The sequence below is a fragment of the uncultured Sphingomonas sp. genome (assembly GCF_964244235.1).
In the GTDB taxonomy this organism is placed as follows: domain Bacteria; phylum Pseudomonadota; class Alphaproteobacteria; order Sphingomonadales; family Sphingomonadaceae; genus Sphingomonas.
In genome coordinates, this window is the sequence record NZ_CAXTII010000080.1 from 1 (window position 1) to 12,433 (window position 12,433).

At 68.1% G+C, this 12,433-nt stretch carries 12 protein-coding genes; 6 read left to right on the plus strand and 6 right to left on the minus strand.

The window, feature by feature from the left end:
• Positions 1 to 614: IS630 family transposase (locus tag ACFE7D_RS12005; RefSeq protein ID WP_375395651.1), on the plus strand; the 614-nt coding region annotated here is incomplete at its 5' end.
• A gap of 12 nt (positions 615 to 626) precedes the next feature.
• On the opposite strand, the gene ACFE7D_RS12010 is transcribed toward ACFE7D_RS12005, so the two are convergent.
• Both ACFE7D_RS12010 and ACFE7D_RS12015 read right to left on the minus strand, forming a co-directional pair.
• A complete protein-coding gene (locus tag ACFE7D_RS12010) occupies positions 627 to 1,430 on the minus strand; it encodes a carbon-nitrogen hydrolase family protein (protein WP_375395652.1) in 804 nt (267 codons plus the stop codon).
• Between the two features lie 137 nt (positions 1,431 to 1,567).
• Complete coding sequence (locus ACFE7D_RS12015) at positions 1,568 to 2,284, minus strand: RraA family protein (protein WP_375395653.1); 717 nt, start codon at positions 2,282 to 2,284, stop codon at positions 1,568 to 1,570.
• A 319-nt stretch (positions 2,285 to 2,603) separates the two neighbouring features.
• Here ACFE7D_RS12015 and ACFE7D_RS12020 point away from each other — a divergent pair, with 319 nt between their 5' ends.
• Positions 2,604 to 3,296, plus strand: a complete 693-nt coding sequence (locus tag ACFE7D_RS12020; RefSeq protein ID WP_375395654.1) for an RraA family protein — start codon at positions 2,604 to 2,606, stop codon at positions 3,294 to 3,296.
• A gap of 179 nt (positions 3,297 to 3,475) precedes the next feature.
• Entirely contained in the window at positions 3,476 to 4,276 is an 801-nt protein-coding gene (locus ACFE7D_RS12025; protein ID WP_375395655.1) for a DUF72 domain-containing protein, read from the plus strand.
• Here the strand turns inward: ACFE7D_RS12025 and ACFE7D_RS12030 are convergent.
• From ACFE7D_RS12030 to ACFE7D_RS12045, 4 genes are all read right to left on the minus strand, one after another.
• Entirely contained in the window at positions 4,273 to 5,208 is a 936-nt protein-coding gene (locus tag ACFE7D_RS12030; protein ID WP_375395656.1) for a hypothetical protein, read from the minus strand. The two genes, ACFE7D_RS12025 and ACFE7D_RS12030, sit on opposite strands and share 4 nt — an antisense overlap.
• A 30-nt stretch (positions 5,209 to 5,238) precedes the next feature.
• Entirely contained in the window at positions 5,239 to 5,877 is a 639-nt protein-coding gene (locus tag ACFE7D_RS12035; protein ID WP_375395657.1) for a uroporphyrinogen-III synthase, read from the minus strand.
• A gap of 11 nt (positions 5,878 to 5,888) precedes the next feature.
• Positions 5,889 to 6,800 carry a hydroxymethylbilane synthase gene (gene hemC, locus ACFE7D_RS12040; protein ID WP_375395658.1) on the minus strand — a complete coding sequence of 304 codons (912 nt, stop codon included), beginning with the start codon at positions 6,798 to 6,800 and terminating at the stop codon, positions 5,889 to 5,891.
• A 515-nt stretch (positions 6,801 to 7,315) separates the two neighbouring features.
• Positions 7,316 to 8,425: an ArnT family glycosyltransferase gene (locus ACFE7D_RS12045; RefSeq protein ID WP_375395659.1), complete on the minus strand. Its 1,110-nt coding sequence runs from the start codon at positions 8,423 to 8,425 to the stop codon at positions 7,316 to 7,318.
• Positions 8,426 to 8,591: 166 nt separating this feature from the next.
• On the opposite strand from ACFE7D_RS12045, the gene tsaD reads away from it, so the two are divergent.
• Genes tsaD through ACFE7D_RS12060 form a run of 3 tightly spaced genes read left to right on the plus strand, consistent with a single transcriptional unit; the run spans position 8,592 to position 12,113 of the window.
• Positions 8,592 to 9,773 carry a tRNA (adenosine(37)-N6)-threonylcarbamoyltransferase complex transferase subunit TsaD gene (gene tsaD, locus ACFE7D_RS12050; RefSeq protein ID WP_375395660.1) on the plus strand — a complete coding sequence of 394 codons (1,182 nt, stop codon included), beginning with the start codon at positions 8,592 to 8,594 and terminating at the stop codon, positions 9,771 to 9,773.
• A complete protein-coding gene (locus ACFE7D_RS12055; RefSeq protein ID WP_375395661.1) occupies positions 9,770 to 10,747 on the plus strand; it encodes an NAD(P)H-dependent glycerol-3-phosphate dehydrogenase in 978 nt (325 codons plus the stop codon). The genes tsaD and ACFE7D_RS12055 overlap by 4 nt, the downstream gene beginning before the upstream one ends.
• Before the next feature lie 40 nt (positions 10,748 to 10,787).
• The gene (locus ACFE7D_RS12060; protein ID WP_375395662.1) at positions 10,788 to 12,113 is read left to right on the plus strand and encodes a PQQ-dependent sugar dehydrogenase; all 1,326 of its coding nucleotides are present in this window, start codon (positions 10,788 to 10,790) and stop codon (positions 12,111 to 12,113) included.
• The last annotated feature ends 320 nt before the right edge of the window (positions 12,114 to 12,433 follow it).

A 12,433-nucleotide genomic window follows, 5' to 3' on the forward strand; every position in this document is an offset into this window, starting at 1 on the left:
GCACAAAAAAAAGGACCATCTTCGCCACTGAGCAGGACCGGCCAGATGTCGCCATCGCCCGCGACATCTGGCGCGCGGCGCAGGCCGGGTTCGACTTTACCAGCCTGGTGTTCGTCGATGAGACCGGAACCACCACCAGCATGACCCGGCCGCGCGGCTGGGGACCAAGAGGCAAACCGCTTCTGGGCAAGGCCCCGCACGGTCATTGGATGACGTCCACGTTCGTCGCTGGTCTGGCGCACGACGGCATCCGCGCCCCGATGCTTATCGACGCACCCATGACCGGCCTGATCTTCCGACAATGGCTGACCGACCACCTCATTCCAGAAATGCATCCCGGCAGCATCGTCGTGTGCGACAACTTGCCTGCCCACAAAGTGCCCGGCGTCCGGCAATGCCTCGAAGAAGCCGGCATGGGGTTGCTCTATCTGCCGCCCTACAGCCCCGACTTCAACCCAATCGAACAGGTCTTCGCCAAGGTGAAAGCGTTGCTGCGCCGAGCGGCACCGCGCTCGTTCGACGCCATCTGCCACGCACTCAAAACCATCATCGGCAGGTTCCAGCCCGCCGAATGCTCAAACTACCTTCGACACTCAGGGTACGTGCAATCCTGATCCATTCTGACTCTAGACCAAGACACGATGCTTGTGAACCGGGATGCGCTGACGACAGGTCTGCAGATAGTCCATGTCCAGCATCGCGCTGACATAGCCGTCCCGGTTCGACATCTGAGCGATGACCTGGCCCCACGGATCGACTATCATCGAATGACCGAACATAGTGTGGGTGCCGCCGTCGATTACGCCGATCTGGTTGGGCGCGGCCATATAGCATTGCGTCTCGATCGCACGCGCGCGGATCAGCACTTCCCAATGATCCATGCCGGTGGCCTGCAGGAAAGCCGACGGCATGATGATGAGCCGTGCGCCCTCCTCGGCGAGCTTGCGGAACAACTCGCCGAAACGTAGGTCGTAGCAGATCGCAAAGCCGGTCGGGATGCCATCGACATCGACGACGACCACGTCGCTGCCGGCCTCGACCAGCGCGGATTCGCGGACTTCGGTGCCGTTGGGCAGGGTGACGTCGAAGCGGTGGATCTTGCTGTATTGCCCGAGCGGACGGCCGTCGCGGCCGAACACCACCGACGTGTTGTAATAGCGACCGTCGCGGTCCTCGACCACGCTGCCCAGATCGATATTGACCGAAAGCTCGGCGGCCAGCGCAGCGAATGTCGTGGCGAAGGTGCCGTCCAGCGTTTCCGCGCCGGACTTCTTCTTGGCCGGGTTCCCGCTCATGAAGGCGCTCATTTCGGGCAGGATGACAAGGTCGGGCTGGTCCGCCGCCACCGCCGCCCTGACGAGGTCTACCGACCGCCGGAGGTTTCCCTCCTTGTCTTCCGTCACGTTGCGCTGGATCAGTGTCACCTTCATTATGGCGGATTTCCTCGTGGTCGTGATGCTCGACGGGTAACCGGCATGCGTCGGCGAGGTCCAATCGGCCTTTGCTATCTCCGTCTATAACAGGATTTGATAGCGAGGTTTTCCAGGTGGTGCCAAGGGGAGCGCGGTCAGGAACTGGCGGTTGCTGTGGGGTGCTTCGGCGCTTCTGCCTGCAACTTCGCTGCCTCCAACTTCGCGGCGATCATCGCCGACGCGCCGGTCTGCATGCCCAGTGGACGGTCGCGCCCGACACTGGCCAAGCCGAGCTTTTCCCGCTGCTGCATGCCCGCCGCGCGGGCGATCGCGTCGGCCGCTTCCTCCACCGGCAGAACGACGATACCGCCCTCGTCCGCGATCACCAGGTCGCCCGGCTGGACGACCGCGCCGCCCAGCGAGACCGGCACGTTCATCAACCCGCCGATGCCAAGCAGCCGGGTCGTGATCGAGCTGAAGCCGCGGCCCCATATCGGCAGACCGCATTCGCGCAGTTCCGCCGGATCGGCGCAGGGGCCGTCGATGATGACGCCCGCGATCCCGGTCCGCGCCAGCGCCAGCGCGACACCGCCGCCCAGGCAGGCATGATGCCGGTCGCCCAGCCGATCGATAATCAGCACGTCGCCTTCGCGAAGCAGCCCGGCCGCATGGTGCAGCAACGTGGAATCGGCCCCGGGCAGCGCGAGCGTGACTGCCGTGCCGCTGATCCGGGCGACCGGGACAAGCGGCCGGATCGCCGGATCGGGGAATCCCCGGAGGCGGAAGTGGCCGATCGTCGCCGGTTCCGCGGCGAGCGCGGCATGCCGCAGCCCTGCATCGACGGCAACCGGCATTTCGCGGATATCGAACATCTCTTCTCTCCTGCGACGGTCGTTTGCCGGGTCATGGGGCGGCGAGCGACGCAGCTCCAGGCTAATGCTCGCGACCGGTGATGACGGGATCGGCTGTCTGCCGCTGCCGGCTCGCCCGATCGCTTCGGTGCGTAGCCAGCGCGAACTGGTCGCGTCTAATCGGCTTTTTCAATTCTCGTCCATAAGCAGATGTGATCGGGGACACCGCCGCCGGACGACGCGTCATCGTTCCGCCAAAGGTTATCGCGCGTCATGAGAAATTGTGATTGGCGCCGCCGCAGGGTCGCTTCCAAGCTGGGCGATACAGCAGGAGGCCGCGATGTTCATAGCCAACCCGATGCCCGAACCCATTCCCGTCGAACTCGCGGACCGGTTGCTGGAAACGTCGACCGGAACGATCGGCCATTTCCGCGACACCGGCTTCATGGACTGCGGGATGATCGCGCGAATGGCGGGGGCAAAGGTCGCCGGGACGGCCGTGACTGTCCGCGTGACGGTGCCGGATTCGGCCATCGCCCATTATGCGCTGAAGGACATCCGCCCCGGCGACATCCTGGTGATCGAGCGCGGCGCCGATCAGCACACCGCCTGCTGGGGCGGCATGACCTCCGCCGCGGCGGCCAAGCTTGGCGTCCGCGCCGTCATCATCGACGGGGCCGGCCACGATATCGCGGTGGCGCGCGCGGCCGGCCTGCCGATCTGGTGCCGCCGGGTCACGCCGATCACGACCAAGCATCGCGGCCTGGGCGGCGCGATCAACGTTGCCGTCAGCTGCGGCGGCGTGGCGATCAACCCCGGCGATGCCATCCTGGCTGACGATAACGGCGTGCTCGTGCTGCCGCGCGCGGAACTGGAGGACGTGTTGACGCGCGCGACCGCGTTCGAAGAACGCAAAGCGGCTATCTTCGAACGAATTGCGACCGATCCCACCTTCTCGGTCCCGGAATCGTCCGGCGCGGCGCGCATCGTCGAGGCCGCTCTCGCGGCGCAATCCGCGACGGGTCCCACTTAGACAATGACACGGAGAAACGACGGTAACGAGTGAATCCCTTCGCCCGCTCCAGCCGCCGCCGAGATTTAGCAAAGCTAAAGCGCGACCCGCGGCGGCTCGGCCGGCAGGTACCGCTCGACCGACGATGCGGCTTTGCCGCGGCGCTCCACACCTATCGAACACCAAGCTATACCCACGCAATGAGCAATGCAGCGATTCGCGTCGGTATCGGCGGCTGGACCTACGAACCCTGGCGCGGGACATTCTATCCCGACAAATGGCCGCAGAAGCGCGAACTCGATTACGCCGCGGACCACGTCACCGCGATCGAGATCAACGGCACCTATTATGGCAGCCAGAAACCGGCGACCTTCGCCGCCTGGGCGAAGGCCGTGCCCGACGGGTTCGTCTTTTCGCTGAAGGCGTCGCGCTATTGCACCAACCGCAAGATATTGTCCGAAGCGGGCGAGTCGATCGCGCGCTTCACCGGGCAGGGTATCGTCGAACTGGGCGACAAGCTCGGCCCGATCCTGTGGCAATTCATGGCGACCAAGACATTCGACGCGGACGATTTCGCGGCGTTCCTGAAGCTGTTGCCCGCCAAGCAGGACGGCCTGTCGCTCCGCCACGCGGTGCAGGTCCGGCATGACAGTTTCGCGGTGCCCGAATTCGTCGCGATGTGCCGCGAAGCCGGGGTCGCTATCGTCTTCGCCGATTCCGCGGACTATCCGGCCATCGCCGATGTGACCGCGGATTTCGTCTATGCACGGCTCGAACAGGCCGAGGAGCGGTTCGTCGCCGGCTATGCCCCGCAGGCGCTGGACGGCTGGGCGACCGCTGCGGCGGTCTGGGCGGCGGGCGGGCGACCCGAAGGGCTGGCTTATGTCGAGGACAAGGCCCCGGTCCGGCAACCCCGCGATACCTTCCTGTTCTTCATCAACGGCGCAAAGGTCCGCGCGCCGCAAGGAGCGATGGCGCTGATCGAGCGGGTCGGCACCTAGCGAGCCGCCATCGGCGGCACCGCCGCGGTGGCCCCCTGGGGTCCGGTGGCGGGGCCGGGCTTCGCCGCCGCCCGGGGCGTCGCCGCGACCGGCTGGCCAAGGATGGCGGCATTGTCGATCGCATCGAGCGCCTGGCGGACCAATACATAGCGCCGCGCCGCGGTCATCCAGTTGGCGGCGGGTCCCGCCCCCGGCAGGCCCGCCACTTCGCCGCGTGCCGCATCGACCTGCCCGCCGTCGAGCAACCGCCGTGCGCGCGCCAGCCGATCGACCGGCAGCGGCGACGGCGTCCCGGCCCGGCGCAGGACGACCAGGTTCGCGAACAACCGATCGAGACTGTCGCTCCAATGCACGTCGCTGCGTCCGGTCGCCAGATCGGCCCCGATCCCGTCCAGCCCCTGGCGAAGATCGTCCAGCGTCACCGGCGCGCGCGACGCCTGCAGCACGATCGCGACCGCGCGCGGTTGCGACTGGCCGAAACGCACGCGCAATTGTTCCTCGAGATAGCCGAGCGCGGTGCCGCGATCGATCGCGCGCCGGGCCGCCGCCGCCGCCAGCACCGATTCGGCGCGCGCCGCCTCCCCGCCCGCCGCGACCGCATCCTCCGATACCGTCGCGGTGCGCACTTCCAGTCTGGTCAGTTGCGCGGCGAGCGTCGCCTCCCGCGTCGCCAGCAGCGCGGGGTCGGCCGGCGTCGGCGTCGCGGCGGTATCCCCGGGGCCAAGCGGTTGCGCCGGCTGGAAATCGGAATTGCCCGTCCGTACCGCCGCCGCCGCATTGGTCGCAGCCGGCGCGCCGAACCAGCGGACGCGCTGCACCGCGGCGATGGTCAGCGCGATCCCGGCGAGCAGACCAAGCGCGACCATCGCGATCAGCAGCCCGATCCGGGGACGGCGGGCACGCGAAGTCTCGGTCGATCGGTAGCCGTCCATACCCGCTTATCCCCGTCCCGGTGGCAACGGTCAATCGGCGAGCCGCCGCGCCGCCGCGACGATTGCCGCGTCGGTCGGCCGGTCCGCCACCGCGACCGCCCCCCAGCCCGTCCCGGCCGCCGTCGCCACAGCCACGCTGAGCGCCGCCAGCCGCATATCGGCACAGCCAAGCGCATGCGCCGCCATCACCGCCCGCAATCGGCACGCGGCCCGCGGCGAATGCGCCAGGACCACGCCGCCGTCCAGCACCGCGAGCGCCGCTGCCGTCACGCCAAGCGGATCGGCAACATAGACGGTCACCGCGATCAGCCGCGGGTCGGCCGATCGGTCGCGGCCCGCCAGATGGAGCAGCCGCGGATAGCGTTGGCCGTACGCATCCAGCAGCGCGGCGACATCGCCCTCCCCCGTCGCCGCGACCGCAAGACCGGCCTCTGCCGCCGCCGCCGCGGTCGCTTGTCCCACCGCAAGCACCGGCAGGTCCAGTGCAGCGAGCCCCGGTCCGGCGTGGCGCACGGCATTCGCGCTCGTCAGCACCACCGCGTCATAGCCCCCGGCGGGGACCGCCCAGGCGACCGGCCGCACCGCGAACAGCGGCAACGCCGTCGCCACCAGCCCCGTCGCCGCCAGCGCGGCGATCGTCCGGTCCGCCCCCGGCGCGGGCCGAAGCACGACCGCGTGCCTCACCCCGCGAACAACGCCCGGAGCGCGGGCGGCGCGCGCGCGAGCAGGTCGGCCGCCAGCGCCCCGCCCAGATCCTCGCCGGGGGTTCCCTCGACCCGGCCCTCGACCGACACCTCGCCGTCGACCGCGATCAGTTCGCCGCGGATCGACAGCGTTTCCCCGGCAAGGCTCGCCAGCGCGGCGACCGGCGAATGACAATCCGCGCCGATCGCGGCCAGGAACGCGCGTTCGGCATGGATGCAGACGCTCGTTTCGGCATGGTCGATCGCACCGATGATGGCCGTCGCGCTCGCATCGTCCTGCCGTACCTCGATCCCGACCGCGCCTTGTGCGGGTGCGGGCAGCATGGCGTCGGTAGCGACCGCATGGCCGATCCCGCTTTGCCCCAGCCGGTCCAGCCCCGCCGCCGCCAGCAACGTCGCGTCGACCTCCCCCGCGCCCAACTTCGCCAGCCGCGTACCGACATTGCCGCGGAACACGACGATCTCCAGGTCGGGGCGAAGCCGCAGCAGCTGCGCGCGCCGCCGCGGGCTGCTGGTGCCGACGACCGCCCCCTGCCGCAGCGCGGCGATACCCTCCGCCCCGATCAGCCGGTCGCGGACATCGGCGCGCGGCAGCATCGCGGCGATGCGGATCGCGTCGGGGCGGATCGTCTCGACATCCTTCATCGAATGCACGCACGCATCGACCTCGCCGTCCAGCAGCGCACGGTCGAGTTCCTTCGTCCACAGCGCCTTCCCGCCGATCTCCGCCAGCGCACGGTCCTGCACCCGGTCGCCGGTGGTGCGGATCGTGACGATCGCGATGTCCTCCCGCACCCACCCCTGCGCCGCCGCGATCGCCGCCTGCACCATGCGCGCCTGCACCAGCGCGAGCGCGGAGCCGCGGGTTCCGATCCTGAAGCGAATCATGCCGCGTTCCTGCCGCCGGGCGATGCGATCGACGAGGCCGTCGCGCTCGCCGAGATTGAAGACGATTGCAAATACTGCATTCGGAAGTGGACGAAGTGGACACTACGTCCCGGCCGAAATCGCCCCCGCACGATCGATTGCAATTTCAGCAAGGCTACACGTGGCGCTGGCATCATCGTCATAGCGCGGGGAGTGGCACGGGACATCCAACATTGCGAGGGGGTGACGGGCGGGAAGGCGGAAGGGCCGCAGTCTTGAATCGGGTACGCTGCGCACGTTTCGACACCCACGATGCTATCGGGCGGTTCATCCGCTCGATCGCCGGGACCCGTTACTCAGCTTGAGGTCGCGTACCGCCATAAATACACAGCGAGTAGGTTTTGCGAACGCCGAGAAGCAAATGCGTCGATCGGATCGCGGCGATCCATGGGGAATCCGCAGGCTGGATGTCGGCTCGACGCAGCGTCGGCGCGACGCACGGGCCGTCTTCGAGTTTGAGGCGTGGCAACCCAGGTTCAAGCGGCAGCGCACGCACCGCGGGCACCATCGCAAATCGGCTGCGTGTTTCCTCGTCGGTCACCAATCCGGGCAAAGGTGTCGACAACCAGCGATGAGCCATCGCTTCGCCGCGGGCCATGTTGGGATGGTCGGCGATCGTCGCGACCGCTTTGACCGGCAGGAGTATCAGGAGGACGGTCAGGATGGTGCGGTGATGATCCGCCCATAATAATGGTGCGGCCATACCGATTATTGCCGCCGCAGCGGCAATCGCCGGCATGCATCAAAGCTATCGCGGCTAGAAACGTCAATCCACAAGCCGGGTTCGCCAGGAGATTGAGCAAGGGATCGAGAAGCCAATGAACGCGGATGCCCATCGCCGGGCGCCAGTTCCTGATCAGTTCGACGTTGAACAGGGGCGAACCCGCGCTCACCGCGCCAGCCAGTTCGGTCGAAGGAATACGGATATGCGCCATCGCCAGGTGTAGCCGTAGAAACGCATCGTTGGCGGTGCCGGCATGCCATACGGCTTCGATCGCCAGTGGCATTGCCAGACCGAACGCCCCCCGAAGCATCGTGGCGGTCGGCGGACGCGATACCAGGCATCCCAACGCCAATGGAAGAAGCGCAACGGTCGCGGTCTCGCGCGCCGCGATCGCCAGGCCGAGCATCAGCCCGGCGGTCCAGTATTGTCGCCGAATGAAAAAGAACAAGGCCGCGAGCAGGAAGGTCAGTTCGGGTAGGTCGGCATTGGGTGAGAGGCTCAGCAGAGCGAACACTGGCGTTATCGTCAGCGCTGCGCCCGCGATCAGCGCGGCCGCGGGATTCGCCCATTTCTGCACGATCGAGGTGAGTAGGACGATCGCCGCGACCGCCCAGATCGCGCTCGACAGGCCCAACGCGGCGCGGGTCTCCCCGAATATGGAGATCGCCCCGGCCAGCGGAAGTACGACCGGCCACCGCGCTGCCCAGTGCACGGTCGGCACGCACCAGCCTTGATGCGCGACGATGCAGCGAGCGGCCTCCAGATACCGGCCGTCGTCACTGCCACCACCGACATATCCCACGGGATTTATCGACAGCATCAGCAACCACACCGCAAGCACTGCCGCCGCTGGCTGCGCCAAGACCGCCGCCGTAAATGACGTGGAGCGATGCATAGCAGGGGCCGACATAGGCAAGGCTTATGGCAGGAATGGTTAACGCATCATGCGGTGATCGCCACATCCAGACATCTCCCAAGCCCGTTCGTTCGGCTTGTCCCCCGCCCCCCACCCGGCCTAGGGCTACCCCATGCCCGCCCCCATCATCCTCGGCATCGAATCCTCGTGCGACGAGACCGCGGCGGCGATCGTCACCGGGGATCGGCGCATCCTGTCGCATCGGCTGGCGGGGCAGGAAGCCGCGCATGCGCCGTTCGGCGGCGTCGTGCCCGAGATCGCGGCGCGCGCGCATGTCGAGATGATCCGGCCGCTGGTCGCGGGAGCGCTTTCCGACGCGGGGCTGACGCTCGGCGATGTCGACGCGGTGGCGGCGACGGCGGGGCCGGGGCTGATCGGTGGCATCATGGTCGGGCTGGTGATGGCCAAGGCGCTGGCGCATGCCGCGGGCAAGCCGTTGGTGGCGGTCAATCATCTGGAGGGGCATGCGCTGAGCGCGCGGCTGTCCGATCCCGATCTCGCCTTCCCCTATCTGCTGCTGCTGGTATCGGGCGGGCATTGCCAGTTGCTGTCCGTCGAGGGCGTCGGGCGATACCGTCGGCTGGCGACGACGATCGACGACGCGGCGGGCGAGGCGTTCGACAAGACCGCGAAGATCCTTGGGCTGGGCTTTCCCGGTGGGCCCGCGGTCGAGCGGGCCGCTGCGCTCGGCGATCCGACAATGGTACCGTTGCCACGGCCGCTGAAGGGATCGGCCGAGCCGCATTTCTCCTTCGCCGGGCTGAAGAGCGCGGTCCTGCGCGCCGCGCCGAACCACCGCGCGGAGGATGTCGCCGCGTCGTTCCAGGCGGCGGTGGTGGATTGTCTGGTCGACCGGACGGAGAAGGCGCTAAACAACCTTCCGTTCGCCAATCATGCCTTCGAAACAAGCAAGCTCCCGTTCCCCCGCGAAAGCGGGGGCCCAGGGGCCACGAACGAAGTCCTGTGTAACCCCGTTCTCCCGCTTTCGCGGGAGAACGGAGTTGATCTTTCCCGAAACGAAAGCCGACTCCGACCAACCGCCCTCGTCGTCGCAGGCGGGGTCGCGGCCAACACCGCCATCAGACACGCGCTGCAGTCGCTCGCATCCGCGCACGGGCTTCGCTTCGTCGCCCCGCCCTTGTGGCTGTGCACCGACAATGCCGCGATGATCGCCTGGGCGGGGGCGGAGCGGTTCGCCGCCGGGCTGACCGATCCGCTCGAGGTGCCGGCGCGCCCGCGCTGGCCGCTCGACCCCGCCGCCGAAGCGGTACGCGGGGCGGGGGTGAAGGCGTGAAGGTCGGCATCATCGGCGGCGGCGCATGGGGCACCGCGCTGGCGCAGGTTGCGGCGGGGGACGCGGCGGACGTGCTGTTGTGGGCGCGCGAGCCGGCGGTGGTCGCGGGGATCAACGACGGCCACGAAAATGCGCTCTACCTTCCCGGCGTCTTGCTGTCGTCGCGGGTGCGCGCGACGGGGGACCTGGCCGCGATGGCGGGACACGACGCGCTGCTCGTCGTGGCACCGGCGCAGCATGTCTACGCGGTGCTGGCGGATACGCCGGTTGGTGGCGCGGCCTTGATCCTGTGCGCCAAGGGGATCGAGGCGGGAACGCAGCGGCTGGTCGGCGAGGTCGCGGCCGCGGTCTGTCCCGATTCGCCCGTCGCGGTGCTGTCGGGCCCGACCTTCGCGCACGAGGTCGCCGCGGGACTGCCGACCGCGGTCACGCTGGCGTGCGCGGACGAGGGCCTTCGCGACCGGATCGCGCAGCGGATCGCGGTGCCGCATTTCCGGGTCTATGCGTCGTCCGACGTGACCGGCGCGGAGATCGGGGGCGCGGTGAAGAACGTGCTGGCGATCGCGTGCGGCGTCGTCGAGGGCGCGGAGCTCGGCCAGAACGCGCGCGCCGCGCTGATCGCGCGCGGCTTTGCCGAGATGACGCGGTTCGGGCTGGCGCGCGGGGCGCGGGCGGAAACGCTGGCCGGGCTGTCGGGGCTCGGCGATCTGGTGCTGACCTGTTCGTCGATCAGCTCGCGCAACTTCTCGCTCGGCCTCGGGCTCGGGCGCGGCGCTGCGGCGGCGGACCTGCTGGCGGATCGGCGGACGGTGGCGGAAGGCGCGTTCACCGCCCCCGTGCTGCGCGAAGCGGCCGCGGCGGCGGGCGTCGACATGCCGGTGTGCGACGCGGTGTGCCGGTTGCTGGAGGGGGCGGACGTGCATGACGTCATCGGCGACCTTCTCGCGCGGCCGCTACGGTCGGAGACGACCTGACCCCTTCCCCCCACGCGCGCGCCGCTCTACCCTCGCCTCCATGCGCAGACACATCCTGATCGTCTTCGGACTCTTCGTTCTCGTCGCCATCGCCGCTGCGGTATATGTCGGCTGGCCCGACACCGCGCGGCTGCCGATCGGGGCGGTCGAGGGCAAGACGCCGACGATCTCCACGCCGCGGGTGCAGACGATTCCGACGATCGACGTCGCCGATGCGGTCGGTTGGCCCGCCGGCGCGATGCCTGCCCCGGCACCCGGCCTGTCGATAAAGGCGTACGCGACCGGGCTGGACCATCCGCGCTGGCTCTACCGATTGCCCAATGGCGACGTGCTGGTCGCCGAAACCAATTCCCCGCCGCGCGGGGGCGGCGGTATCCGGAATTGGGTGATGAAGCACCTGATGGGCAAGGCGGGCGCGGGGGCGCCGTCCGCGAACCGGATCACGCTGCTGCGATCGACGAAGGGCGACGGCGTGGCGGATGTGAAGACCGTGTTCATGACGAGGCTCAATTCGCCCTTCGGGATGACGTTGTTCGAGGGGCAGCTCTACATCGCCGATACCGATGCGCTGGTTCTCGTGCCCTATACCGACGGCGCGACCGCGATCACCGCGAAGCCCGAACTGGTCGTGAAGCTGCCCGGCGGCGGCAATCACTGGGCGCGCAACGTCATCCCCGCGCCCGATGGGCGGACATTGCTGGTCAGCGTCGGCTCGTCGACCAACATCGCGGACGACGGCATCGACGCCGAGCAGAACCGCGCCGCGATCCTGCAGGTCTGGCCTAAGGAGAAGACGTTCCGCATCTACGCCGCGGGACTTCGCAACCCCAACGGCATGGCGCTGACCAAGGCGGGGCAGCTGTGGACCGTCGTCAACGAACGCGACATGCTCGGGTCCGATCTCGCGCCCGACTATCTGACGCAGGTCGAGTTCGGGGATCATTTCGGCTGGCCCTGGTATTACTGGGGCGGCTATCCCGACGCCCGCGTCCAGCCCGACAACCCGCAACTGCAGCAATATTCGAAGCGGCCCGATTACGCGCTCGGCCCGCATGTCGCGGCGCTCGGCCTGGCGTTCGCGGACGGCGCGAAGCTGGGCGCGGCATGGTCAAACGGCGCATTCGTCGGCGAACATGGCTCGTGGAACCGCAAGCCCGTGTCGGGCTACAAGCTCGTCTACATTCCGTTCGCAGCGACGGGTTTCCCCGTCGCGGGCGCGAAGCCCGTCGATGTGCTGACCGGGTTCCTGAACAAGGACGGCAAGGCACAGGGGCGGCCGGTCGGGGTGATCGTCGACAAGGATGGCGGCCTGCTCGTCGCCGACGATGTGGGAAATGTGGTGTGGCGGGTGAGTGCGGTTAAGTGATCGTTGCCGTTACGACGCACACTGTTGTTGTGTCTGGCACCGGCGGGCAGCGGAACGACCAATTCGAGCATTAATCGGCAGCTTGCTTTCTGCTGCTTCGAGTGGCCGACGCGGCGCAGGCGCCGGGGTAAAGAAATGCTGCTATCATTATGATACCGAGCAAAAGAAAGCCGGTCAGGACTTTAACCGCGATCGACACAGGCCCCTGTGCGACCTGCCCGTGTATATGATCGCTCCAATTAACCTCCGAACGATCTGGGTTCTCCGTGAGGTGGCCCCCTAAATGACCTGACAGGTCCCCGCTCTTGGATAAGAGTGAG